Origin of the sequence: Microcoleus sp. N3A4, assembly GCF_036701805.1 — a bacterium.
Classification (GTDB): Bacteria; Cyanobacteriota; Cyanobacteriia; order Cyanobacteriales; family Microcoleaceae; genus Microcoleus.
Genome location: NZ_JAUBRJ010000016.1, coordinates 20482 through 46739 on the forward strand (window position 1 = coordinate 20482; position 26258 = coordinate 46739).

A 26258-nucleotide genomic window follows, 5' to 3' on the forward strand; every position below is an offset into this window, starting at 1 on the left:
TCAGTAACATGAGCGACGTGCATAGGGCATAGGGCATAGGGCATAGGGCATAGGGCATAGGGCATAGGGCATAGGGCATAGGGCATACCTCACTTTTTTGATAACCGCTATAATTTAAAATAAACCTATTAATAATTCTTTCACTTTGCCCCGCTTGCAACTATTAGAATTAATTCCCCTAGAGGCTGAGATTTCAATTAGTTTTGGGAGACTGTTTTTTTTAAAAGCTTGGCTATCGCTGTAGATTTTTTCGATAAAATCGCAGTTAGAATTAGACAGCATAACTTTCACGCCCCGTTCTGCAAGTTCTGCAAAAATATCTCTCAGTTTAATCTGCTCCGATTCTTTGAAATTATCCCGGCTGTAAGTCGTGAAGTTACTCGTGGCACTGATAGGATAATAAGGCGGGTCAAAATAAACAAAGTCTTCGCTGCTAGTAGCAAAATCCAAAATTTTATCGAATTTTCTGACTTCAATTTGAGCGGGCGCGAGTAAAGATGAGACCGAGCGCAGTAAATCTGCTTGACAAATGTGAGGATTTTTGTATCGACCTATGGGAACATTAAATTCACCTTTTGAGTTTTCTCTGTAGAGACCGTTGTAACAAGTTTTATTTAGGTAAATTAGCCGTGCTGCTTTTTCTGTATCTGTTTTGTAGGAGCGCGATCGCACCGAGTAATAATAATTTTTATTGTCCTTGGTGTGTTCTAACTGATGCTCCTGTAAAAGTAGAATCAGCTCTTCAACTTTATCCCTGACACAGCGATAAGCATTAATCAATTCAGGATTAACATCTGTTAAAACAGCTTGCAAACCAGGGTGCTGCTGTGCTAAGTAAAAAAATACAGCTCCGCCGCCCAAAAAAGGCTCGTAGTAAGTTGTAAACTTTTCAGGAAAATAAGGTTGATATTGTCCAATCAACCTAGTTTTACCTCCAGCCCATTTCAGAAAGGGACGCGGCAAGACTTGAAAAGGTGCGGAAGCAGACATTTATCTAGAAATAACAGCCCTATAATATTTATCACAACTAGAACTCAATATAAATACTTCTGAAGTTGTTACCGGAGGTTGCGTGGCATTAAACAGACAGTGCCGGAGCGATCGGCGAAAAGTTTTCGTTAGAATTATATATGTCAGCATCGCCGACAAAAATGCCCGATCGCCCGATCTGCAGATTTAGCTCCGGCTGTGCCAAAATTGTCTAACTCGCTCACAAGTGTTACCAGTCAAAGATCGAGCTGTGACACTTTACCCCACCAAGCCAATGCAAGATTTTATTAATAACGTCTCTCGCTACCCCCGCTTTTTGATTACGATCTGTCTGGGGATTTTCTTTTTCCTGTTCGAGAAACTCAAACCCCTGCTCGATCGACCGACAACTGCGATCGCCCTGATTACTTCGATTGTAGCGACTTTTGTCTTTCTAACTTTTACACTGCGCGCCATGTTAGGCCTGAGTTCGGTTTAAAGGCAAGCTTTCGCCGGAAAAAAGCCGGCTCCCTCAGACCAGCTAAAGCACAGAGACAAGGCAGACAAAGGGTTCCGGGAAGTTGCGAATTTTGAGTTTTAGTTGAAGCGCCAACTCCCGAAGTAACTGCCAACTCATCGGCGATCGCACACTTGACAATAGTCGCTGCGATAGATTGGAAGAGGAAGTTAGTAAGCGGCGTTACCTCAGCGCTGCTCAACCAAGGCGCAGGCAAACATTACCTAAGTGCAGGACAAGCCTTTGGGGCCATCAACATTCACTGGGGAAATACTGCACCTCTGTTTCCCCGGTGTCCCACTTAATCATTAGGAAGCGGCACACCCCGCCCCGCTTTCCTCTCCCGTTAACCTGACGGTATCACGAGAGTTTCCAGCGGACAAGACAGATGAAGTTTGAACATATCTATCAATTTTTTCAAGACCCCCCTCCTGTTTATCTAAACAAGGAACTAGCAGTGTGCTACATTCTCTCCGTATTATTGCGCGGAGATTCCTACGGTACAGAACTCATCGGACAACTAGAGCGGGAATTCCCCATCTACCGACTTTCTGATACCGTGCTCTACAGCGCTCTGAAATTCCTCGAAGATGAAGCCGTAATCACCGGTTACTGGAAAAAAGTAGAAGGACGCGGCCGCCCCCGCCGGATGTATCAAATCCTCCCCGAGTGGCGGCACCAAGCTCAAGACCTCGCTCGTCTCTGGCACGAGTACATCGGTCAGGGAAACGGCGCGTCAGGGCGTCGGCCCCGCGCCTTAGAAACTGGTCACACGGGTTAGCCGAGTTTGAATCGGATGCCTAAACTCTGGAGATGCTGGCGCTACTTGCAAAGCGATTTGCCGGATTGCCTTCGCTTTGCTCGATCGCCGCACAGCGATTAAAGCATCTACACTACGTCAGGACTTACGCATTGTCACTTGAGAATTAGGGACGATGGGGAGATATGGGAATTTGGCGATGGGGAGAAAAACGCCTTGCAGAAGAAGCTTTCTGCGAATTTTGGTAAAAAAGTGTCTGCGTAAGTCCTCGATCGCTTTCTTATGTAAAGTTCTGTAAAGTAATAGTAGATAATTTCAATTACACAAACTTCTACCGATGGATACTACTGTTCTTTCTTCAACGTTCACGATTACCCTGCTGCTTGCTGTTGGCTTGTTTTTCTTCATCAAGGCCTCCGTCAAACCTCGAATCGAACAAGTCAAGCTTGCTTCAGAAAGCGCACAAGAGTCTCTGTTAACGCAGCTACAACAGTATTTTGCCCAGAGAGCTTACCGAGTTGCAGCCGTCGATGCCCCCAACTATAAAGTCACGTTTGAGGGTTTTGTCAGGCCGAGTTGGTTTCTAGCTATTTTTTTAACCGTGCTAAGTGCAGGCGGCGCTCTTTGCTTGGGACTGGTTTTGGGAATGCTAGTTCCCCAGCAGGGTCAAATTTTCCTAGCTTTGGTACTGCTGTCACCGCTGGCGGGGGTATTTTACTGGAAAAAAGCTGGACGCTCCGAGCAAGTCTCGCTCAAACTTGAATCAGTCGCTGAGTCGGGAAGCCAAACCAAGAGCTTTGTTACTGTCAGAGCTCACCGCGACGAACTAGCAGCTATGCAAAAAGCTTTAGATTTGAAACCGATCGATTAAAAGTTTGGCGCGGAACGTTTTTTGATATGCTAGATGCCGTAGTTAGACTTCGAGCAGACAAACTGATGACTGCTTGTGAATCTCTCGTTGGCTATTTGTTCGATCGACAAAACAGTCAAAAAAAACCATTATCGTGAGAGTGCCCCTGTGGCGATCGCCCCAATCGGCGATCTATCATGTTGCGATGGCTCCTTATACCCTAGTTACTAAGGACTTTTCGCATAAATTCAGTTGGCACTCTCCAGACAATGAGAACTCTGGCGCTGTTATTAAAAGAGTTAGAAAAACATTGCTGTCAATGTTTTGAGCTAAACATTTTGAGCTATGCGCGGGCCGCTGACACCACAGGAATTTTTTCTGTGGTAGCTTCCAACATTACCTTTAAGCTGGGAAACAAGAAATGATTCTCTTCTACGTATTGGGCTCCAAATAAACCTTTTTCAGCCCAGAAGTATCTGTCAGTGGTATGCTCGTTACGCTTGACTAACAGCAAAGCTGGGGGAGCAATGCCTTCGGCATGGATGAACTTGCGAGCCGCTGTTACGGGTTTATCTTCGCCGCTCTCGATGCTATATTGAGGCACACACTCTAAAATTCTGCGTCCTTCTTGTCGGCGGCGACTCTTGCGTTTGCGTCTCCTGGCCAATTTCTTTACCTCCTCTGTGAGCAGACAGTATGAGCAGACAGGTTGTAATGATAGCTACCAAATCCGAGGCCAGTATATCCGTTCTAGCTCTAAACTTCAACTGTTTTTAATATATCGACATAATCTTAACATTCGTGCCGATCGACAAAAGTGTAGCGGTTGTGGTATTGTGGGCCGCAAGTTCCGGCAACAGCCAAGCTTAGGGAATTATGGAAGCCCGCCGGACAGGGCTTTGGGGCAATTTTAGTTCGTGACGTTCGGATGCCTTCAACATAGCTGCCTTCTGTCAAAGCGAAGACACCTGAAATCTAGAAGTCTCTCATCTGTAATCGGCCGCCGATCGGTTGTAATTTACTTAGAATTCCGTTAGATATCTTAATGTGGCGATCATGTTAATGCCAGCCAGTTCAGAATTTGTCAAGCTTTGCCGATCGCAGGTGGCGATCGCCGTCAGTTTGGGAGCGACATTCGGCGCGGTATACCTGACACAAGAGCTGGTAGAAGGCAGCGAAGCAAAGTTGGTGCCGATCGCGGTTTACCCAGAAACCTCAGCCGAATCGGAAGAAAATCAGGGGTTGAGGTTGCAATCTTCCGAAAGCTCGACAGTGAAACCGGTGCCGCGACTGCTGGCGCCCCCGGTTTTTGCTGTGGAAGAATCAACCGTAGGGGCGATCGCACCCGAGCCGCTTCCGGGTAGCGAGCGCAGTTCCAATCAATGCCAAGGCCCGGAGAATCTGTGGCAGCAGCGGAGGCAAATTGTGACGCCTCTGATACACGAGGGCTCTGTAATGGGACTCCTGGTCAGCGGTCGGCAAGACAGGCCTTGGAACGAGCGAGAGGAAGCTCAGATGCAACAAATTGCTCGCACCTTAGCCCTAGCCTGCATTTTAGACCAGCGATCGCAGTGGATGCAGCAGGAATTGGGTTCGGCTCGGCAAATCCAGACTCAGGTTTACGACACCATGCACAATTTGCTGCACCAATTCAAAAGTCCGCTGACAGCGTTGCGAACTTTTGGCAAGCTGTTAGCGCGGCGGCTGGTACCGGAAGACAAAAACCGCAATGTGGCTTTTAGTATTGTCCGAGAGAGCGAGCGGCTGCAAGAGCTGCTGGCCCAGTTCGATCGAACCGTTGACACCGGCGAAGCACATCTAAAACTGCCATCGGGCACTTCAGAAAAAGCAATGTCCAATGTGGAATTAGTCCGGCATTCTCCTCTGTCGCTGTCACCTGCGATAAACTTGGAGGAATCCTGTTTTGTGATAGAAGTCTTAAAACCGCTGTTAATTTCCGCCGAGGCGATCGCCTCTGAAAGGCATCTGAAATTGCTAGCCGACATTCCGGCTGACTTGCCGGCAGTCTCAGCGAACGATCGAGCTTTGCGCGAAGTTTTGAGCAATGTAATTGACAACGCTTTGAAATATACCCCTGCCGGCCGCCAAATTTATATTAAAGTCAGGTACAAAGCAGCGGATGGCGATCGGGCAGGATACAGCCAATTGCCTGCGATAGCAGTTGCAGTCAGCGACACAGGTTCCGGCATTCCTCCCCAGGATTTAGAGCATTTATTTGAGCGGCACTACCGGGGAGAAAAAGCGCAGACAGAAATTCCCGGCACAGGATTGGGTTTGGCGATCGCCCGCGATTTAGTCCGCCAAATGCAAGGAGAAATAGAAGTATTTTCCCCAGTCAATCCTGAATGGCTGCCATCTGCGGAAACTCATTTATATCCAACCGATCGCGGCACTACATTTGTGGTTTGGCTGCCGCTGAATAAGTAACAAACCCCATTGTTTGGAGACAGTTTTTATGAAGCATCTGCCTTTATTCAATAAAATTCCCAAGTTTTCAAATTCTTTAGAAAGACTCAAAAAACATTTTTTTACAGTACCATTTTTAGCTGTTTTCAACACTCTGACTGTCCTGATTTTGGTCGGGCTGAGCGCATACGCCAAACTCAACAACCAGGGAGACGGAGTTGAACGCCTGTTTAGCGATCCTTTTAATTTCTGGTTCCCTTACGAAGGCATTCTCACCGGAGTTTCCGAAGTTCTCGGGTGTCTCCCAGTCGCAATTTGTGCATTTACTTTCGGAGTGTTGCGCCAAAAAGAGCCGGGTAGTAGAGCGGCGATATTTTTATTTTTTAGTGCTTTACTCCTGGGAGTCTTTTACCTGGATGACAGGTTTCGGATGACTTTGATTCTTTCTCAGTTGGGAATATCTAAGAAATTAATTTATTTGTGTTATGGTAGTGCAGTTTTCCTTTACGGAGTTAAGTTTTGGCGGTACATCAAAACCACTCATTACCTGCCATTAGTGGCAGCATTGTTCTTGTTTGCTATCTCGCGGTTGGAGGATATTTTAGACAATCCAAATCAAGGATTACACGCGATGCTAGAAGATGGCACTAAATTATTAGGTCTTCTGAATTTAGCCCTGTATTTTTGGTACGTCTGTCATCATGAAGTTTGGCGGCATTTGCAGCAAAGCGCAGATCGTCGAGCGCCTTGATGATATTACAAAAAAGGCGTTGCTGAATTAGGGTATCACTAAGCAACGCCGGCGATCGCATAAAACCAAAATAATTTCTTTGATTTTGATATGGAATTGGAATATCGGCAAATTTGGGAAGCGTGAATTAATAATCAAACGGAGTGTCTGAGCCTTTGTTCAGATTTAGAATAACAAAGAGTTTTTAGTTTAAAATGAGCAAAATAATGTCTTATACTAATTCTCAAAACTCATGCAACAGCAGCCTCCGGGTGCGTCGCCACCCTTAAATCCTAAAAAAGAGCGAATTGTCGAACAGCGACGCACCGGTGCATACAGTCTTTCAGGAAACAAACTTAACACTCATGATTGTTGCTTTCTGGAGGCGAGAATTGGTATTAATATTGTATTTTCGCCGTCAAGTCTTTTCCTAGAGGTTTTGCTAATAATTTGACCTTCATCGGCAATAAAATTTGGTTTAACTTTCCAGCAATCTGTCACATAAAAATAGCAGTTCCATTTATTAACAAGAGTCCAAAGTGGTTCAAAGGTTTTGCGGGAGCATCCCAATTTGGTAAAAAGCCGTTTTTTAGGAGTGCGAGCGTCTCGCTCGCGATAAGGCCGTTCGCTATGGACGACGTGAGCGCGCTATATCATCGAAATATATTATTCTGATGCAACCGTCCATGATATGAAAGCAAAAATGGGATGCTCCCGGTTTTGCCACTATGACAGCTTATTCCGATGCAACCGGAAACGATACAGCATATTCCATGTATATGTAGTACACACAAGAAGAGAGATCGCCCGTGTAAGGTGCGTCGCTTTCAGAGTCAATCTGCAAGTTTTATCAAATATGAAGCAGCGACGCACCCTACTGATTAACACCACACAATATAACTGAAGAGTGTACTTCATGAACCTGGAATATGCTGTATCACCGGGTTCTACAGCTTTCACTATTTTTTTACGAAACTCGATCGCATAAAGTTTCATTTTTTCTGCTTCTCTACGGAATGCAGTGTACTAAATATACATGGAATAGGCTGTATTTTTACGGCACAGTGGGTAACGCCTCGGAAGAGATTGTTAAAAAATATATTGAAAACCAACACAATTAAGTTAGAAGAATGTGGCGAAAGCCGCAGCGCCTATCCAGACCCCTGAAGGGGTGGGCTTGCTGCGGGAAAAAAGTCTGTCAGAATTCAGATTAATTAGCAATTAGCAATTACCCCATTCTCATGCAACTGAAAACCGCTATATGATGTAATTCCACCAGATGAGTTTCCTAGACCATAGATACCGCGAGATTGGTTGCTATACAGATAGTAGGCATCTCAATAATAAACTGCGTGCCCTGCTCTGGCGTAGAAATACACTGCAATTGACCGCAGTGTTTTTCTAGTAGAATTTTTTTGCTGATTGACAATCCCATGCCTGTACCTTTTCCGATTGGCTTAGTAGTAAAAAAGGGAGTAAAAAGTTTAGCACGAACTTTCTCAGTCATGCCAGCGCCATTATCGGCAATTGTTATCCGAATGCATGAATCCTGGCTACGGTTGTCATGTGAATGGCCAGGTACGACTTCACTACGAATCAAAATCTGGGGCTGAAAAGATGTACCCTTTTCTCTACTTTCCCGCTCTTCCAAAGCATCTATAGCATTCGCTAAAAGGTTCATAAACACCTGGTTGAGCTGACCTGCATAACAGGTTACAAGCGGCAATTCACCATACTCTCTAATCACATTAATAGCAGGGCGATCTGACCTAGCTTTTAGTCGGTGCTGTAAGATCATCAAACTGCTATTAATCCCTTCGTGGATATCTACTGATTTGATTTCAGTTTCATCCAACCGCGAAAAATTTCGTAGAGACTGCACAATAAGGCGAATGCGATCGATGCCTAACTGCATGGAAGAAAGCAATTTTGGCAAATCGTCCATGATAAATTCTAACTCTCCATCTTCTATTGCATTGAGAATTTCTGCTTCTGGTAGCGGGTAATAGCGCTGGTAGAGATTCAACATATAGATGAGTTCTTTAATATAATCTTTCGCATAGGAGATATTGCCGTAAATAAAGTTAACCGGATTGTTAATTTCATGAGCGACACCTGCAATTAATTGACCGAGACTAGACATTTTTTCACTTTGAACTAGCTGGAGTTGTGTTTCTTGCAGCTCTTTGACAAAATGCTCTAAGGCAAGAGCTTTTTGGTGTTCTTTTTCTTCACTGATCCGAAGTGCTTTTTCTACTTGTTCGCGCCGTTCTATTTCTGACTGCAATTTATGACCTAGACAAAAACTTCTCAAAGCTGTTAGCACTGTAGTATATAGCTTTGAGGTCGTTAATTCAGTTTTAGTTTTATAGTCATTAATATCGTAATTGATAATAACGCTTTTTTCGGGGACTTGCCCGGGTTGACCCGTGCGTAAAATAATTCGCACTAACTGATTGTCTAACACTTCGCGGACGTATTTCACAAACTCCAAGCCAGCGTCATCTGTTTCCATGATTACATCAAGCAGGATGATAGCCACATCAGGATGTTCTTGGATTAACTGTTTAGCTTCCTTGGCGGAATAAGCACTAAAAAACTTTAAATATTTATTTTCATAAACAAACTTTCTTAAGGCAATATCGGTAGCTGTGTGAACTTGAGCCTCATCATCGACAATCAAAATTTTCCAGCTTTCAGTCGGGGACTCTTCAGATACTTCATCGGCAAAAAATAACTCCTCATCTGAGCTAACTTCTTCCGCAAATAAGACTTCTTCAGATGATTTTTCACTTGAAAAGCCGTAAATATTCTTGTCCATTGCTGCTCACCTTTCTGTGTTACTGATGTTGAGATTTAGAAAACTACGGTTTTGAATCAATTTGAACGGGTAACTTAATAATAAATTTGGTGCCTACTCCGACCTCACTTTTACATTCTATTTCACCCAGAAGTTTTTGGGTAACTAAATTGTAGACAATATGCAATCCCAACCCGCTACCACCCTGACCGCGTTTGGTAGTAAAGAAGGGCTCGAAAATTTTACTCAAATTTTCAGGGGGAATGCCTTGACCATCATCGGAATATTCAAATCTAAGTCGATCGCCCTCTTGCTGCCAATCAAAAGCCAGCTTTCCAGTAGCGCCCGGTTCGTAAGCGTGAATCAGAGAGTTCATCAGCAAATTTGTGACAACTTGGGATAATGCACCTGGATAAGAATCTAGGGCCATTTTGGTGTCTCCCTTAATTTCGATCGAATGTTTGCTATTTCTCAATTTTGGTTTTAATTGGATTAAAATTTCATCGAGATAATCTCTTACTATGAAAGTTCGTCGTTCTTCGCTCGATCGATCGACTGCCACTTCTTTAAAGCTCTGAATCAATGCCGCAGCCTGATTTAGATTAATTAGAAGGGTGTTGCTGCTTTGGGTGGCTATATCCAAAAATTCTTCTAGCTCGGATCGCTTCATTTTGCCACTCTTATAAATAGAGGCAAATTCTGTGGTATGTTCTGCCAAAGCTGAAGCAACAGTGACACCCACTCCGACGGGAGTATTAATTTCATGGGCAACACCAGCGACTAATCCTCCCAGCGAAGCCATTTTTTCGGCTTCCACCAGCTTACTTTGCATCGCTTTTAAATGAGCGAGGGCATCAGATAATTCTTGAGTGCGATCGCCTACTAATTGCTCTAAGTTTTGATTGAACTCCTGCAAGTTATTGTAGAGTTGGGCATTTTCAATGGAAATGGCTATTTGGGCTGATAACAATTTTAACAGTTCTAGCCTATCTGTAGTAAAAGCTCCTTCTGTGAGGTTATTTTCTAGGTAAAGAATGCCTGTCAGCTTGCCTTGGTGCAGCAGAGGCGTGCAGAGAATTGATTTCGGTTGAGTGGCTGCAATATAAGGATCGCGGGTAAATTGTCCCTCTTGAGTGGCGTTGTTTAAAACCACGTTTTCCTGGGTGCGAATGACGTAGTTAGCGATCGCACTTGCCAGTTTGGGCATTTCCCTAGAAGCAGCTTCTGTATTGAAAGGAAGCGATCGCAACACGCTGACTTCATCCCCATTTACCGAACCTTCAGCCTCGATCGCCCAGTTTCCCGCTTTTTCTAAAATCAAAAAGCCTTTTTCAGCCCCCGCATTTTCGATCGCAATCTTCATCAACCTTTCCAGCAACTTACTCAAAACTATTTCACCTGAAATCGCTTGAGAAGCTTTCATCACTGTGGCTAAATCTAGCGTATCTCCCAAATTAGTGCTAGTGGTAGTAGGCGTGGTAGTTGTTCGGTTAACTTTTGTTTGAGTTGTTGTCTTGGCTGACGTTCTAGCTAGGAATTGGGGATATTTTTGTTCTAAATCCTCAACTTTAGCTATAGCGCCCCAGACTTGGTAGCTATAATGAGCGTTTTGCATATAAACTTGGGCGATCGTTTCTTTGCCCCATGACAGGTAGAATTTGGCGGCGAGTTCGTGAGCGAGTGCTTCTTCGTTGATGTATTTGTTTTCTTTCGCAATGGCAATAGCCTTGTCATACATCTCCATTGCTTCTAGTTTTTGACCCAAAACTCGATGTCTTTCTGCTTCCACTAGATAGAATTTGTGCAGATGATTCATAGGGGCATGATGCGCCCATTTCTGCATTTTTTCTTGATTGGCTTGTACGCTATCGAGAATTTCTTGTTGCTCTGACTCTGGGCTGTAGGGATACACCGTTAGCCGTACTAAAGAATCGTAAAAATGGAATAGAGGAACAACGGGCAATCCTACTATTGCGTCTAAATATTTCTCTGCTATAGCAATATTCTCAATTGCTTGAGAGGAATTTTCAAACAAATAACAAAGTAAAATTTTATTCAAATATAAGTAGAAAATTCCCGTTTTATCATTTGCTTGCTGGTGCAACGGTAACTTTATATGCTCGTCGTATGCTTCACCTTGGAGACGGCAGGGATCTTCGCTTCTTCCGAGTAGATTCAAGACAGCCTGCCAATAGATTTCGTGAAAATGAAGTGCTGTTTCTTGCTTAATTTTATGAACGGCATCTCTGTAAGTTGCCATCTCTCTTTCAAGTCCAGTCAGTTCTTTGCCGCTAAAGTAGGCGAAATAGGAGTAGGCTATTAGACCAAAGGCAGCAAATTCTAAATCTCCCGTCTCTATGCCACTAGCGTAAGCTGATACCAAAGGTTCTAAAGTTTCTGCGAAATGTTCTTTCCAATGTCGGGTACATATATTGACCATAACGACTGTCCTGGCTTGGATTTCTTTGGCATTCAACTTCGACAGTAGATTTAAAGCCAATTGACCGAACTTATAACCCGAGTCAATATCTCCCACAACTCCACAAAGCAGAAGACCATAATTAGCATAAGCAAAGGGAGAAACGGAAGCGTTACCATATTGGACGGATAAATCTACTTGTTTGCACAATGTCAAGGGCAACAGCGCAGGAGCAGCAATGTATGTAGCAGCAAAGATACTTGACAGAAGTCGAATGGCTGCTAATTTATATGGATCGGTCATTTGAGGCAGGTCAACTAAATCCTCAATTCGCGTTCCACTCAAAATTGCCGCAGTTTCCTCGAATGCCCGCCCAATATCTGACGGGTTCGGCTCTTGGGGAAACTCGATCTCTAACAGTTTTAAAACTTGTAGCGCTGTATTAATCGCTTCTAGCAGCCTGTTCTGCCCGATGTAAGCTTGCGTCTGGACTTCATATACTTTAATTTTTTCCAGCAGCGTTTTGGCATGGTTTTGGACTATCTCAACGAATCCGTGCATTCGGTCAAAATCACCGCTCAAAAAAGCTGCCTCTGCTGCTTCCTCATACAGCGATAATGTCAGTTCGTAATGATGAGTCCAGCTAGAATCTACTAGCAGTTTCAAACCCACTTGCAAATATTCGGTAGCCGCAGCATAAGCCGTTGCAGCTTTGGCTTTTTGACCTGCGGTTAAGTTAAGTTTTGCAATTTCAGTTCGTTCGGATTCATCGCCAACCCCTTCAATTCCTAAATTCAGATGATCGACGATCGCAAATATTTCTTCCGTTCGCGTCTGTGTCGAAGTATTTTGCCAGAGCAAGCGACCGATTTGTAAGTGAACTGTTTTTTTAGAACTTTCCTCAATCAAAGCATAAGCTGCTTGTTGCACGCGATCGTGCAAAAATTTATAAGTAGTAATGACCAGATGAGATTTAACAATTTCTTCGTCTGTTACGCCGAGTTCAGAAGTAGCTAAAATTAATCCATCTTGGATGGCTGGCAATAGCTCTTGAAAGGTTTCCGCAGGATTTTTTTCATTGACAATCGACAGAGTAAGTAAGTCAAAACTATTGCCAACACAAGCGGCTAACCGTAAAGCCTGCTGAGTTGAATCTGGCATTTTTCTCAATTTTCCGACCATCAACTCAACGACGTTATCGGTAATACCGACTGCTTCGATTTCTGAAATATTCCAATCCCAGTTTCTTTGCTGTAAGTTGAAATTCAGGAGGTTTTCTTCATAGAGAGTTCTGAGAAACTGATTGACAAAAAAAGGATTGCCTTGAGTTTTCCCAACAACTAACTCGGCTAGGGGCATGACTGCTGCTCTATCTCTACGCACAGTATCAGCAATCAAATTAACAATCTGTTCGAGATGTAAAGGAGTTAACGTAATTTGGTTGATAGTCGCTTTTTGCTTTTGCAGTTCATCCAGAGTCATTATCAAGGGATGACTGGGGCTGACTTCGTTATCTCGATAAGCACCCATTAGAAATAAATATTTTGTTTCATCATCTGCCATCATTACTTGCAGCAGTTTCAGAGTAGCAGAGTCAGCCCATTGTAAATCATCCAGAAAAATGACTAAGGGATGCTCAACCGAGCAAAACACGCGGATGAATTTTTGAAAGACTAAATTAAAGCGGTTTTGCGCTTCCGTAGCACCTAACTCTTGCACAAGTGGCTGTTTGCCAACGATGAGTTCTACGTCGGGAATGACATCTATAACGATTTGACCGTTATCACCAAAAGCTGCTAAAAGTTTTTCTTTCCAAGCATTGAGTTGGGTTTCGTTCTCTGTTAAAACTTGCTTGACTAAGGACTGAAACGCTTTAACAATAGCTGAGTAAGGAATATTGCGTTGAAATTGGTCGAACTTACCCGCAATAAAATAACCCCTTGCCTTAGTAATGGGTTTATAAACTTCTTGCACTAAGGCAGATTTGCCAATGCCAGAGTAACCCGACACTAACATGATTTCTGTTGTGCCATTGCTGACGCGATCGAACGCGGCTAGCAAGGTTTCTACTTCTCGTTCTCTACCATAGAGTTTTTGAGGTATTTGAAACTTCTCTGTAATATCTTTTTGGGCGATCGCAAAATCTGCAATACTTCCCTTAGTTTGTAATTGTTGCAGGCATTCTTCTAAGTCAGCTATAATACCCCAAGCACTCTGGTATCTGGCTTCAGGCGTTTTTTCTAACAGTTTCATTACAATATCAGAAACCGCTTTAGGAATTTCTGGATTGATTTCATAAGACGGTACTGCTTGTTTAGCAATATGACAGTGGACTAATTCCATTGCATCGCTGTAATCGCATGGCAGTTGCCCCGTTAGCAGTTCGTAAAAAGTGACTCCTAATGAGTAAAAATCAGTGCGGTAGTCGATCGCTCGGTTCATTCTGCCTGTTTGTTCCGGCGATATATAGGTAAGAGTCCCTTCTAAAACATTAGGATTTTTTAGGGTAGGATTCTCGCGATTTAAAACAGTAGAAATGCCAAAATCTATAATTTGGACTAGCCCTGTTGTTGAGTTAACAATAATATTGCTGGGGTTGATATCTTTATGAATAATGTTATGTTGATGAATTTTACCTAAAGCGCTGGTTATGTTTATAGCTGTTGACAAAAATTTCTCTAAGGTAAGTTTTTGAGAATCCAACCAAAGCTTTAATGATTCTCCACCACAATCCTCGAAAATAATAACCAAACTGTTCTGGTATCTTTCTAAGCTATAGGTTTTAGGCACGCTTTCTAGCTGGAGATTGCGTGTAATTTCGTATTCCTGCTTGTATCTGACTAACGAAGCTGGCAGAGGATAATCTTGCTTGAGGAATTTGAGAATGACCGGTTGCTTGTCTTGCTTTCTCAGTCCTCGGCAAACTAAAGAATTGTTACTTTCATGGATTTTGTTGGTAATCTCGTAGCCGGCTAAGTTAATCATCCTTGCAGCCTCTTTTAATAATTAATACACATTTTTTTTAGCAATTCTCAATTTTTAAGTAGATGTATCCTCTAACATAAAGACTAGCCTGCACTTTAAGCAAAATTTAAATTTTAACTAAAAAAATATTATTTTTTACATTTCTTCAAAAAAGTACAAATAAATATTTAGGTTAGGAGTCAGATCGCTTCACAGTTTCCTCCAACAGCAGGTAAGACAGAGTGAAGTGCGATCGCCGTTAGTCTTCATAGGAGATTTGGGCGTTGCATAATTAGAGTATAAATAGGGGGAATCACCATGCAATTAAAGCGAGTGCAAATCAACCCATAGCCGTAGAAAAGGTAATAAAAAAGGAAAACATAACCACATTTGTGTTAAATGTGGCCGTCAATCGATCGCTGATGATGAGTCCCAAGTCGGTGAGCTCGATGAATTACAGACTTATGTGAAAAAACACACACAAAATCTGGCTGTGGACAGCCGTTGACCACTTTTGGTCAGGAGTTTTAGGATGCGTATTAGGCGATCGCAGTTTCGAGACATTTGATAGCATTTCCGGTTGCATCGGAAACGATATAAGTCCTAAATACATTACCTAAAATTTCAGGATGTTCCCATTCCTGCATTATTCATACCTTGATTCAGCAACGCCCCTTTTTCCTTCTTCATTCAACATCCCCATTACCAAGGATTGCCAATCATTGTAAAGGCGGCCCAATAATAAGGATGCGAAAGCACTCGATCGCCCCGCGCCGCAATTTCTGGAGGCAAAATTAGACTCCTAGAAAGCCCTTCGACTCGCAGCATCCCGTCTTGAATCCGCACGCGCCCCTGCAGCATCTCCAATTGCGCGCGCCGCAAAGCCTCGGCTTTAATCATCAAATTGCCCTCACCTCTTGGCATCCGCAACTGCCGGTAAAACTCAGTCATCAGCCCCAAAGTCCCCTCATCGCTGACTTCCCACAAACTCGCCAAAGCGGATCTAGCACCGCTAGCTACTGCCAAACCCGCAAACCCTAACTCCGCATCTGCATCGCCCAAAGCGGTACTGCACGCGCTTAAAACTAACAGATTCACCGGCGGTTTATTCCACCGCAACTGTCGCATTTGATCGATACGCAATTTAGTATCCCACAACTGAATGTAAGAATTTTTCGGTTCCCCGGGCTGGAATTCGCTGTGAGTTGCTAAGTGAATGATGCCAAAAGGCCGATTTGCCCGCTGAGCTTGCAAATTGCTGAGAGTAAAATCTTGATTCAAAAATGATTTTCCCCGATCGGGCGGCGCGATCGACTCTAACTCCACCGGTACCGCCGGCAGTGGCGCTTTATCTTCAAATACCGACGCCCCCATCGCCAAAATTTCATCATCCGCAATATTGTCGTAGCTGATATCAGTCAAACTCAGACTCGGCATCACACTAATGCTGTATTTCTCAACTAAGAAGCTTTTGCCGTCGTGAAGAGCAGCAAAGGGCACGCTCCGCAAACCTGCTGCCGGAATTACAATTAAATTATCAATATTTAAAGCTGTCAATTCTGCGGCAATTGGTGCAATTAACCACAGATAAAGTTTTTGCGCCGCATCCAAATAACTAATGCTGCTTCTTTTTCGGGGATTAGTTATTTCGCTTTGCAGGGCCTCGGCTAGTTGCAACACCTGCCAGCGCGTTGTCGCCGGAATTAAAACGCGCTTTGGTTGAGCGTTAGCTGTGACTAACACTAATTCTAAATGATCCCCGTTAGGAACATCGGAAACTTCTTTGCCCTGCGGCGACAACCTCTCCCCCAACTTATCTTCTAAGGGGTGAGGGGGCTGGGATGTGTGGTTTTTTCTCACAGGCAATAGATTAGATAAATCCCGACTTGCCACCAGAACAGAACCATTTTCTTTGGCAGCGGCTGCTGCCAATTCACTGACCCAATTCATATAAATGATTGCAGATTTTACCCCGGTAATTTGTTCGTTTTTGCGAAGAGTTTCGTAAATTACCGACATATTACTAATCGGCGTTCTTGCGGGCAAGTCCAGATATTTTTCGTACTCGCGACTAAAGGTTTGCTCAAATGCTAAAACTCCCGAGCCGATCGAATCGAATCTGCGAAAAGGAACGAAAATATCCTGGGTAATTGGGGAATTTCTGTGTCGATTTGACGATCGCAATTCTACTTGCAAAGATTCAGGAAGTGACAGCGCAGGAGCAGGACTTACGGGCACTAGAGGCTGTTCGGGAATTGGTTCGGGAATTGGTTCGGGAATTGGTGCGGGAATTGGTGCGGGAATTGGTGCGGGAATTGGTGCAGGAGCAGAGGGCGCGCCCGGTGTAATTAGGGAAATCTGATTTGGTAAACTTCCCTGCGTGTAAGTTTGTCCAAAAGAAAAACTGGGCAAAATGGCGTTTCCCGCGCCAGCATTAATGCTTCCCGTGGTTCCATTGTCGATCGCGCCGCCAACTACAAACGGTCGATCGATACCGCCTCGGTGGCGAATTTCGATCCTCCCCGCCCCCGCACCTCCGGCAGTAGAAATACTGGAAATATTGCCCGATATATCGTTGAAAACACTGTTCGAGCGAAACAAACCGAGGGTTGTCACATCAACGCTGCCGCCAGTGCCGCCAGTGCCGCCTTGAGCGTTGACAAAACCCAACTGAATGTTACCAGTCGCGCTCAGGGAAACGCCCCCGCCGTTGCCGTTTGAAGTGCTGCTGGAGTTGAGGTCGAGAGCCGAAATGCCCGATGAAGAGGTGACAGCAATATTTCCGCCGATCGCCCCCGAAGCGTTCAAAGCTCCCGCAGTTAAAGGGCCAGCATTGCTTTGGAGAGCGATCGCGCCTCCAGTTCCCGTTGCCGATGAAGAGTCGATCGCACCTGCAGCAACAGTATTTCCCTCAACCCGAATGCTCCCACCGTTCGAGGTAATATTGCCAGTCTGAACCTCGCGGCTTGCTTGCAGGTTCACGCTGCCGCCATCCGTCCTTAAATTACCCTCTAAGAGGACATTTGCTGCCTTGATATCGGCTCCCAAAGCGGCCGTGCTGTCCCCCCCGAAGCTAGCGGAATCTCGGGCGTTAACGCTCAAACTGCGGGCTGCAATTGTGGAAGCAGCCGTCACGCTAGCAGCGTCAGCCGAGAGCAGGCCCAACCTTTGAGTTTGACCGACTCTGCCGCCAAAAGTAATGTTCTCGCCAGCGCGCAGCGTCAAATTATTTGCTCGGCCCGGGATGCTGTCGAGGGTATTGGCAAAAGTGATATTGCCGGTAGTGGCGGCTAGGGTGGCGCGGCGATCGACTGTGACGGCACTGTTGAAAGTCATGTCGCCAGATGTCGCAATATTCCTAGATATCTCGGTACTGCGGCCGCGGACGTACAAACTCGCCAGGGGCACAGCTTGACCGACTGTACCGCCGAACAGCACTCGCCCAGCGTCTAGTCTCAGGGCGCGAGCTCCGTCTAGGCTACCGGAGAACAGAATGTTGCCCCTAGCTTGAGTGCTCAAAGCCACGTCAGTATTGAGGGATGCGTTTCCTGTAAAAGTGAGATCGCCGCCGGATGTGGCAATGTTGGCGCCGATCGCAGTTTGGGGCGCGTCGAGAGTCAAGCTAGCGCTGCCGCTTGTTCTCAGGGGATTGTCGATCGCGATCGAGCGGCCTTGAAGTGTCAGCGGGCTGTTGAAGGTAATGGGTGCGACGATCGCGATCGAGCTGCTGTTTTCGCGCCCGATCGCGATCGAACGAAAATCCCCCGCCAAAGCGCCCAGATCCCTTGCCGTCAAGTCCAAAATGCCCAAAATATCGCCGGTGCCACCGATCCGAATTCCTCGGCTGTCGTTGGGCTGCAAGCGAATTGTTCCCCCCGCACTGCTTACGGAATTGCTGCCGCCTCTCAAGTCAATGCCGTTAGCAGTGAGAGCGATATTGCCACTGTTGGCATTAAGTCCGCCAAGAGAGATGCTGCTGGCGAAAATGTTGATGTTGCCACCTTGAGTCTCGATTGAGTCCTTGGGGTCATTGACAAAAAACACTCCGCCCGATCTAAATGTTACTGTGTCTCCCGTTCTCGCTTGCAGGGAAAGTTTGTTATCGGGCAAGTTTTGGACGGTGATGTAGCCGGGGGTATCTATAACCACGTTGCTGCCGGCCGTCATCTGTTCCAACTGCACTTCTGGGATGTATGTTTCATTGGGTTCTGGTGCCGATTGGAGTTCCCCGCCAGTCGAACCCCCGCTGATGTCGCCGTTACCGCTGACGATCGTAATATTTGCCGGATCGAGCCACAAATTGCCGATCGCACCGTTAGCAGCGCGGGTATCGACCTCTCCTTGGAAAGTTAAAGCATTTTTGCCTGAAACTTCTACTCTGCCGCCGTTACCTGCGGCAGTGCCCCCGCGAGCAGTAATATTGCCGAAGAAGCGAGTTGTATTGTCTGACCAAATTACCGCAGTGCCGCCATTGCCGCGGTCGATCGCGTCTGCTGCGATCGTAGAATCAGGACTAACGTATGTTACCTGGGCATTTGGCACGGGTTGCATCCCCCGCCAACCGCCTCCGACGCGCACAGTACCTCCGCCGTCAGTCCCGGAAGCATTGATATTTGCGCCGAACAGTCCGACTTTTTCGCCTAAAATATTGACTGTGCCGCCAGCAATGCCAGAAGGAGCAAATACATTTACAGAACCCGAGACGATCGCACTTCCTCCATTTATCGGCACTGTTTGGCCGCCAGTCAGTACCAATTGACCTGCTTCGTTGGTCGTTAAACCTGTGGCTGAGGCTACGCCGGGCCCCGTCAGCAACTGAGGCAAAGCTTGTGGGGCGATCGCCGATTTTTCTGACTGCAAAGACGGAGTAATTTCTAAACTCAATAAATTGCCGATTTGACTGATGCGGACTGCATTTTGCCCCGGAACAGCAGCCACTGTAATTTGACCGTTGGGAGCGGATAATTGTCCTGTATTAATAACGGTGCCACCGAGCAAAGTTAAACTTTGCCCGCTGCCAACTGCCAAGTTTCCAGCATTGACAATTGTCCCGATTTGTGAATTAAAATTAAATTGATTGGGATTTCCCACTAAAGCTTTATAATCATTAATTCCGGTGGCATTAAACCAGCCGTCACCGAAACCAATACCCGTAGCAGTTGTCGCGAAAAAAGACCCCGGCACGTTCAATCTAGCATTTTGACCGAAGACAATTCCCGCCGGATTCATTAAGAATAAATTCGAGTTGCCGCCGCTTATGGAAATCAGACCGTTAATGAGGGAAACATTGTCACCGGAAATCCGCCCTAAAATATTTTGAATATTTGGATTAGTTAGAAAATTAGCAATTTGACCTTCGCTGAGATTAAATTGGCTGAAGCTGTGAAACAGATTTGCCCCGTTTCCTGACAGTTGTCCCCCGCTAATGTCTGTGCGGTTTTGCTCGGACTTAACAACAGTATTAGTGCCGTCATTTGCAGGAACGACAGGTTGCGATCGCACTGCTAGCGGTAGCAGCCAAAAACCTAATGTCAAAATTATAGCAGAACGAAAATAGGTCATTGGAGGAAGCCATTAGTCATGAGTCATCAGTCATTAGTCATTAGTCATTAGTCATTAGCCGGAAGGAAGACGCAAGTCAGAAAAGCCAATTCCCGATTACCAATTCAAATCTATTGTAGTTGTGATTTTTTTTTGAGGTGTAATGTTCCGCCCAAGTGCCAATAAACTTAAAAAGGTCGAACACCGCCACCGCCGGGGGTCGATCGACCTTGCAGGCACAGGGCATCAGTCGATCGCACTCCGAAAGCACCTGTTGCCAGAATATCGGAAATTCAATGCAAATTTTGTATTTATCTGTCGCCGATGTCTTGACAAAATACCTGCCGAGTTCTAGGATTGGAGCAATCATTGGATGAGACAAGAAAAACTACAAAATAACTGGCTCTTCTAACGAAGTTAAAAACCGAAGTTAACAACAGAATATTGATCCTTTGAGAGACCAACCATGCAAACTCAAACTTCCCCAATTCTAACTGAACAAATAGTTGAGCGGATCTTTTCTTCAGGGGAACTGACTCGCGATGACAGACAGCGAATTCAGTCAATGCTCTTAAATGAGTCGATCGGCGAAAATGAATTGAGCTTAATTGAAAGAGTGATGGAAGGCGTAGTCAAGGGAATACTTGACGTGCTGAATTAGTTGAGAACTGGCGATCGCCTATCTAAATAATGTAGGGTGCCGAATGCACAGCTTACCCTAATTTTAAATAAAATCGAAAATCGAAAATTCTGTCACCGTTCTAAAAATCATCATCTGGGCCCTCATCCGAGCTCTCATCGCGACGCACAAGTTCAGAAGGAGGTCGATCGTTACTCCAAGCCCACCACACACCGCCGCACTGGCAGCGGTAAAATTCTTGCCACTTCCGGCGGTTGAACTCGGTGTATACTGGCGATCGGCGATTAATCCAGACCTCAGTGGCATCCGTGCAGCTAGCGCCGCACTTGGGACAGCAAAACTCATTAGCGTGAACCGCCGTTGCAGTCCATTCAGGAGGATGTGGAGCAAAAGCTTCCATGTGTTAGAGTTTCTATTTAAACTGCTGGTAATTACGGCAAATCAAGGCTTGCTAAAGATCCGCAGAGTTCGGAATGACCTAAGCAATGACATAAGTACGCTGTTGAGTGCGTAATTTATCTGCCCGTTATTTTTTTTTAGCATTTGCCGTCAGATGAATAGTATAACTGATGTGGTGCAAGCCGTCGATCGGCATTCTCAACTATTTCAAGGACTAGGCTCATGTCTATCTACAATCTTATCTCGTTTTTGGGCATTTTTGGCTTGTGCGCGATCGCCTGGATTTTTTCAGAAAACCGACAGTCGAAGTATATTCCCTGGCGCGTCATCATCTGGGGCATTGGCCTGCAATTAGTCTTAGGATTTTTAGTATTCCTGTTCCCCCCAACTCGCATCGCTTTAGAATGGTTTACTAGCTTACTGGATGGAGTATTCACCGCTGCTGACGCTGGGGCAAGATTTGTATTCGGAAGCAATGTTGTACCAGTACCTGGTAAAGATCCGGCAGTTAATTTAGGATATATTTTTGCCTTTCGAGCTTTACCGACAGTCGTCTTTTTTTCTGGCCTCATGGCCTTGCTATACAACATAGGCGTGATTCAAATTATCACCGAAGTTTTTGCCAAAATCTTTTATATGACAATGCGGTTGAGCGGCGCGGAAGCCCTCAGCGGCGCGGCCAATATTTTCGTAGGAATTGAAGCGGCAATTGTTGTCAAACCTTATTTGCCGCAAATGACCCGTTCCGAGCTTTGTGCAATCCTCTCCTGCTGTTTTGGGACGGCTGCTTCGTCAACTTTAGCAATCTACGTCAGTTTTCTCAAGCCAGTTTTTCCCAATATTTTAGGGCATTTAGTTTCCGCCTCAATTATTGCAATTCCGGCTTGCTTCGTCCTCTCCAAAATCTTAGTTCCCGAAACAGGAATTCCCGTGACAATGGGCGGCATTCCCAAGGAAGAACGGAAACCTCAAAGCCTCGGCGAATTTATCGGCGAAGAAATTGCCGAAATCGACGGCGAAATCCGTCAACAAGAGACTGTGGGCGGAGAACCGATCGAACGCATGAGTCCTTTGGACGCAGCCATCGTCGGTGCGCTGGACGGGGTAAAGATGGCAGTGGCGATCGCCGCTGTTTTGATTTTAATCTTAGGTTTAGTATCCTTGATCAATCAATTCTTCGGCTGGCTAGCAATTTTACCCAATCCAATTGGTGGAGTCTTTAAAGTTGTCACCCTAGCCAACATCATGGGATTCTTATTTTATCCCCTGACGCTATTAACCGGAGTTCCCTTTGAAGATTCTTGGCAAGCATCTATAATTATCGGCCGCCGACTATTGGAAACCGCGGTTCCGCCCTATCAAAGTTTAGCAGAAGCGGGCGCAAAAGGACTGGTGAGCGCTCGTACAGTTTTAATTGTCAGTTACGCCCTTTCCGGCTTTGCCCACTTAGCCTCCGTCGGCATATTTGTCGGCGGTACGATCGCCCTAATTCCATCCCGCCGCAAAGACATTTCCGAACTCGGTTGGAAAGCATTATTTGTCGGCACCTTAGCTACAATGATGATCGCTTGCATCGCCGGCACCTTTGACACCGGAGACGCCAGCATTTTAGGCGCTAAAAGAGCCCCTGCTGCCCCGCTAACAGCCCCTGAATCTCCGAAATCACCGGCATCCCCCCCAACCGCGAATTCTAAGCCGTCAGTTGCCCCAGCAATTGCCAGTCCGAAGCCTTCGCCCAACGCGGAAAAAGCGGCTCCGAAAGCTCAAGAATCTCCTGCTTCCGAATCCAAGAAAAACCCTTAATATCTTCTATGAACTTGTAGGGGCGCGTTTGATCGACAATATTTAACTCCCGTCAAAAATCTTGTAAACCCGCCCCCGCACAACCAATAATCTAGATTAACTTTGATTTGCATAAGCTCAGTTATGGACACGCTCAAACCAAAGAAACCGGGTTTTTCATCAAATCTGTGGTTGTCACAAAGTATTCTTGCAAAAACCCGGTTTCTGGCCACCCGTGCATCAGATTGCGATTTGCCCTTGGGTGAGTGAGGGCGGGTTTTAGAGATTGTAGGTTTTAGACAATTATGGTTGGTGAACCCGCCCCTACTGGCCCCTGATGTTGTTGTTTTTTATGCCGATGCAAGCAATTCCCAATTCCCAATTCCCAATTCCCGAAAATTTATGAATCCCGAACCAGAAATTCGCCGCCTGTTAGATGTGATGCCCGCTTCCGGCCGCATGGCGTGTAAAATTATTAGTAAGCCACAACAATCAACAGTAATTGACTGCGAGTTTCCTTTGCCTTGGAATCAATCTCGCCCGATTTATATTAATTTTGATTTGTGGCGGCTGCTATCTAAGCCGCAGCGGGATTTACTGCTATTGCGGAATGTAAGTTTTCTGTGCAATGTTAAGTGGTTTAAACCGGATATTTATCAAGGTGCGGCTCTGGCGGGAATTGTCGGGACTGTTGTAGAATTGTTGCAGGGAGATGCGATCGGCACTGCGATCGCGGGCGGTTTAACGGGACTCGCGATGACTCGAATTTGGCGGGACAACCGCAGTTCCCAAGTAGAGTTAGATGCTGATGAAGCGGCGATTAGAGTCGCCGGAAGGCGCGGTTACAACGAAGCCGAAGCGGCCGGACATTTGCTTGGGGCGATCGAGGCTGTGGCGCAGATAGAAAATCGCAGTTTGGATTTTAACGAGTTGATTCGGTGTCAAAACTTAAAGGCGATCGCGGGTATTTCGGCGGTGGGCGTGCCCGATAGTATTAGGCAAGATTGAAAAAAACGTAGATACAATCAAGACAGAAACCATAAAATCCACAACTATGCTAATCCTGCCAAAACTGGAAAACCTGCGCGATACTCTACCTATAGAAGGAGCTGTCCGAATTGAATTAGTGGCAGGCATACCGATTTTTAAAGCCTCCACGGCTGTCAAAAATTGAAGCCAAGAACTGTTGGACAAACAACAAACTTTGTCCCTCAATTATGAGGAATAACAAAAACTCAATCTTTACGAAGAAATCGACGATTACCTCAGTTTTGTCAATCGGACTGTCCGCAATCTTTTCTTGGGCAAGATTCAGCCTACTGTGTAGAAATGTCCGCTCGCCGTCATTCGATTTTAGATTTTAGATTTTAGATTTTAGATTGACCCCACGGATAAATTCGGGGGCTTGAGGATTTTAGATTTGAGATGCTTTCGATTGATTCCACGGATCGATCGCGTGGCGGGTACCATCAAGAAATTATTGGTCAAATCCCTGAAAATATCCAAAATCAAGTTCGTCAGAGAGCCAACTGTCTGTGCGAATATTGTCATGCCTCCGCACAATGGCAGTACGTAGAGTTTACTATCGAACACATCATTTCCTTAACTAAAAATGGGACTAACGATATTGACAATTTGGCACTAGCTTGCTTTCACTGCAACCGCAAGAAATCTGATAAAATTGGCCAATAGTCGATCGCCCGCACGGTCAAACAGTCGATCGCACAATATTCGATCGAACTCCCGCACAATTTGCCAACAGTCGATCGCCCGCACAGTCGCTTAACTCAAACAAAACTTGTTACCAAGGATTACCAATCATTCTAAAAGCCGACCAATAATAGGGATGAGAGAAATTCTGATTCGCCATGTTTGCCAATTCCGGGGATAGCGGCAGATTGCCAACAGAAGTGTGCAGCATCCCCCCTTCAATTCGCACGTCTTGGCGCAACATCGCTAATTGCGCTTGCCGCAGCGCTTCTGTTTTAATCGGAGCAGTTTTTAACTGCCCGTAAAACTCCGCCATCAATCCCAAACTGCCCTCGTCGCTGACATACCAGAGAGTCGCCAGAGCCGATTTAACTCCTGCTTGCAGGGCTAACCCGCCAAAGCCCAACTCGGCTTCCCGATCGCCCACAGCAGTCCTGCAAGCACTCAAAACTAACAGTTCAACTTGCGGGCTGTGCCATCCCATTTCCCGCAACTGATCCAAGCGCAATTTAGTATCCCACAACTGAATAAAGGATTGGCTGGGATCTCCCGATCGAAATTCGGCGTGGGTAGCCAAGTGAATCATCCCAAAAGGCTGCTGCTGGCGCTGCGATTTCAAATTTGCCAGGGTGAAAGCTTGGTTCAAGAAAGACTTGCCGGGCCACTGCTGCGGGGTGATTGTCGATACTTCTATTTCCACCGCAGGTAAAGGACTCATATCTGGAAATTGCGACGCCCCCATTGCCAGAACTTGGGTATTTTTGAAATTGGCGGGGCTGGTATCTGTCAAACTCAGACTCGGCATTGAGCCAACACTGTAACGCTCTACCAGAAAGCCTTTGCCGTCGTGCAGGGCGGCCATCGGTATCGATCGCAACCCCATATCTGAGATAAAAGATAAATTCTCAATGCCTTTGGCTTGCAGCTCTGCTTCGAGCGGCGCTACTATCCACTGGTAGAGTTGCTGAGCCAAGGGCAAATAACTTTTAGTATTGCGCTTTACCGGATTAGTCAGTTCATCGCGAAATCTCCGAACAGCTTCCATTACCTGGGCGCGAGAGGTTCCAGGGATGCGCTGGCGAACGGGCACGCCTTCCGGGGCGATCGCTATCAGTTCCAGTTCGTCAGAGGCTTGAATTTGCGGTTCTACGCGCAAGATACCGGAACTGTCGATCGGCCGATCGACTGTAGAACCCTTGGGTACAAAGCTGATATAGATGAGAGCTGGTTTGATGCCTGTGGCTTGTTGGACGCCGCGAAGGGTCTTTTGGGCATCTTCTACGGTGGCGATCGTATTTGTTGATGGCAAATTTAGGTAATCGACAAAATCGCTGGTAAATCTCTCCTCTATGGGAAAAATAACGCTGCTGACGTTGCTTGGCAACTTGGAAGCGTCAATATTCCGCGACGCTGGAGGTGAATTGCGCTGTTGCAAGGAATTAGATATCTGGTTTTGTTGTTGCAAGCTGGCGGAAAATAAACGATTTGTGCTGGGCGGCTGGTTGACTCCTAGCGCAGGAGCGAGTTCCGGTGTCGGTATGGGTGTGAGATTTATTGGCGCCGCAGCAGGCGCAACAAATATTTCATTGAGTGAAACTGCCGGAGGCGGCGCTGTTGCTGGTGAAACCGCTGGATTTTGAGTAATTGTCTGTGCCGGTGGCAAATTTGAAACCGGTGCTGGATTTTGAGTAATTGTCTGTGTCGGTGGCAAATTTGAGACCGGTACTGGATTTTGAGTAATTGTCTGTGC

Annotated in this window: 21 protein-coding genes and 1 pseudogene; 12 read left to right on the forward strand and 10 right to left on the reverse strand. The window is 45.7% G+C overall.

Translation table 11 applies throughout. The annotated features are described in order from the left end of the window. Positions 1 to 114 precede the first annotated feature (114 nt). On the reverse strand, positions 115 to 990 hold the full coding sequence (locus tag QUA56_RS11760) for a DNA adenine methylase (protein WP_333357461.1): 876 nt from the start codon (positions 988 to 990) through the stop codon (positions 115 to 117). Between the two features lie 274 nt (positions 991 to 1264). On the opposite strand from QUA56_RS11760, the gene QUA56_RS11765 reads away from it, so the two are divergent. From QUA56_RS11765 to QUA56_RS11780, 4 genes are all read left to right on the forward strand, one after another. Next, positions 1265 to 1468: a DUF751 family protein gene (locus QUA56_RS11765; RefSeq protein ID WP_333357464.1), complete on the forward strand. Its 204-nt coding sequence runs from the start codon at positions 1265 to 1267 to the stop codon at positions 1466 to 1468. A gap of 152 nt (positions 1469 to 1620) precedes the next feature. Then, positions 1621 to 1791 carry a hypothetical protein gene (locus QUA56_RS11770; RefSeq protein WP_333357467.1) on the forward strand — a complete coding sequence of 57 codons (171 nt, stop codon included), beginning with the start codon at positions 1621 to 1623 and terminating at the stop codon, positions 1789 to 1791. 83 nt (positions 1792 to 1874) lie between these two features. Further along, a complete protein-coding gene (locus tag QUA56_RS11775) occupies positions 1875 to 2267 on the forward strand; it encodes a PadR family transcriptional regulator (protein WP_293144339.1) in 393 nt (130 codons plus the stop codon). A gap of 316 nt (positions 2268 to 2583) precedes the next feature. After that, positions 2584 to 3117 carry a cofactor assembly of complex C subunit B gene (locus tag QUA56_RS11780; protein ID WP_333357470.1) on the forward strand — a complete coding sequence of 178 codons (534 nt, stop codon included), beginning with the start codon at positions 2584 to 2586 and terminating at the stop codon, positions 3115 to 3117. Between the two features lie 322 nt (positions 3118 to 3439). On the opposite strand, the gene QUA56_RS11785 is transcribed toward QUA56_RS11780, so the two are convergent. Together QUA56_RS11785 and QUA56_RS11790 are read right to left on the reverse strand one after the other, a co-directional pair. Further along, positions 3440 to 3763, reverse strand: coding sequence for a DUF3155 domain-containing protein (locus QUA56_RS11785; protein ID WP_333066452.1), 324 nt, complete (start codon positions 3761 to 3763; stop codon positions 3440 to 3442). 125 nt (positions 3764 to 3888) lie between these two features. After that, positions 3889 to 4053, reverse strand: a complete 165-nt coding sequence (locus QUA56_RS11790) for a hypothetical protein (RefSeq protein ID WP_333357473.1) — start codon at positions 4051 to 4053, stop codon at positions 3889 to 3891. 105 nt (positions 4054 to 4158) lie between these two features. On the opposite strand from QUA56_RS11790, the gene QUA56_RS11795 reads away from it, so the two are divergent. Then, complete coding sequence (locus QUA56_RS11795) at positions 4159 to 5544, forward strand: sensor histidine kinase (protein WP_333357476.1); 1386 nt, start codon at positions 4159 to 4161, stop codon at positions 5542 to 5544. Between the two features lie 28 nt (positions 5545 to 5572). Continuing rightward, positions 5573 to 6274, forward strand: a complete 702-nt coding sequence (locus tag QUA56_RS11800) for a hypothetical protein (protein ID WP_333357479.1) — start codon at positions 5573 to 5575, stop codon at positions 6272 to 6274. 67 nt (positions 6275 to 6341) lie between these two features. Here the strand turns inward: QUA56_RS11800 and QUA56_RS36820 are convergent. Next, a pseudogene (locus QUA56_RS36820) lies at positions 6342 to 6489 on the reverse strand (IS1 family transposase); the annotation flags it as partial. A gap of 17 nt (positions 6490 to 6506) precedes the next feature. On the opposite strand from QUA56_RS36820, the gene QUA56_RS11810 reads away from it, so the two are divergent. Both QUA56_RS11810 and QUA56_RS36825 read left to right on the forward strand, forming a co-directional pair. Then, positions 6507 to 6707 carry a hypothetical protein gene (locus QUA56_RS11810; RefSeq protein ID WP_333357706.1) on the forward strand — a complete coding sequence of 67 codons (201 nt, stop codon included), beginning with the start codon at positions 6507 to 6509 and terminating at the stop codon, positions 6705 to 6707. Positions 6708 to 7269: 562 nt separating this feature from the next. Further along, positions 7270 to 7374 (forward strand): transposase, encoded by a 105-nt coding sequence (locus QUA56_RS36825; RefSeq protein WP_445242900.1) that lies wholly within the window; start codon positions 7270 to 7272, stop codon positions 7372 to 7374. A 167-nt stretch (positions 7375 to 7541) separates the two neighbouring features. Here the strand turns inward: QUA56_RS36825 and QUA56_RS11820 are convergent, their stop codons facing one another. The 4 genes from QUA56_RS11820 to QUA56_RS11840 all read right to left on the reverse strand — a co-directional run bounded on the left by QUA56_RS11820 (position 7542) and on the right by QUA56_RS11840 (position 20347). Further along, complete coding sequence (locus tag QUA56_RS11820) at positions 7542 to 9074, reverse strand: ATP-binding protein (protein WP_333357482.1); 1533 nt, start codon at positions 9072 to 9074, stop codon at positions 7542 to 7544. Positions 9075 to 9117: 43 nt separating this feature from the next. Continuing rightward, complete coding sequence (locus tag QUA56_RS11825; protein WP_333357484.1) at positions 9118 to 14457, reverse strand: ATP-binding sensor histidine kinase; 5340 nt, start codon at positions 14455 to 14457, stop codon at positions 9118 to 9120. A gap of 681 nt (positions 14458 to 15138) precedes the next feature. Further along, a complete protein-coding gene (locus QUA56_RS11835; protein ID WP_333357487.1) occupies positions 15139 to 19998 on the reverse strand; it encodes a CHAT domain-containing protein in 4860 nt (1619 codons plus the stop codon). Between the two features lie 76 nt (positions 19999 to 20074). Beyond that, positions 20075 to 20347, reverse strand: a complete 273-nt coding sequence (locus QUA56_RS11840) for a hypothetical protein (RefSeq protein ID WP_333357490.1) — start codon at positions 20345 to 20347, stop codon at positions 20075 to 20077. A 96-nt stretch (positions 20348 to 20443) separates the two neighbouring features. On the opposite strand from QUA56_RS11840, the gene QUA56_RS11845 reads away from it, so the two are divergent. Continuing rightward, a complete protein-coding gene (locus tag QUA56_RS11845; protein WP_333357493.1) occupies positions 20444 to 20638 on the forward strand; it encodes a hypothetical protein in 195 nt (64 codons plus the stop codon). Between the two features lie 100 nt (positions 20639 to 20738). Here QUA56_RS11845 and QUA56_RS11850 read toward each other — a convergent pair whose 3' ends face one another. Continuing rightward, positions 20739 to 21017, reverse strand: coding sequence for a hypothetical protein (locus QUA56_RS11850; protein ID WP_333357496.1), 279 nt, complete (start codon positions 21015 to 21017; stop codon positions 20739 to 20741). A gap of 221 nt (positions 21018 to 21238) precedes the next feature. Here QUA56_RS11850 and QUA56_RS11855 point away from each other — a divergent pair, with 221 nt between their 5' ends. The 3 genes from QUA56_RS11855 (at position 21239) to QUA56_RS11865 (ending at position 24490) form a co-directional block, all read left to right on the forward strand. Beyond that, a complete protein-coding gene (locus QUA56_RS11855; protein WP_333357499.1) occupies positions 21239 to 22819 on the forward strand; it encodes a nucleoside transporter C-terminal domain-containing protein in 1581 nt (526 codons plus the stop codon). Positions 22820 to 23200: 381 nt separating this feature from the next. Further along, the gene (locus QUA56_RS11860; protein WP_333357502.1) at positions 23201 to 23806 is read left to right on the forward strand and encodes a DUF3318 domain-containing protein; all 606 of its coding nucleotides are present in this window, start codon (positions 23201 to 23203) and stop codon (positions 23804 to 23806) included. Between the two features lie 417 nt (positions 23807 to 24223). Beyond that, positions 24224 to 24490 (forward strand): HNH endonuclease signature motif containing protein, encoded by a 267-nt coding sequence (locus QUA56_RS11865; protein ID WP_333357505.1) that lies wholly within the window; start codon positions 24224 to 24226, stop codon positions 24488 to 24490. A 109-nt stretch (positions 24491 to 24599) separates the two neighbouring features. Here the strand turns inward: QUA56_RS11865 and QUA56_RS11870 are convergent. Continuing rightward, positions 24600 to 26258 (reverse strand): CHAT domain-containing protein (locus QUA56_RS11870; RefSeq protein WP_333357508.1); only part of this gene is annotated, 1659 nt, incomplete at its 5' end.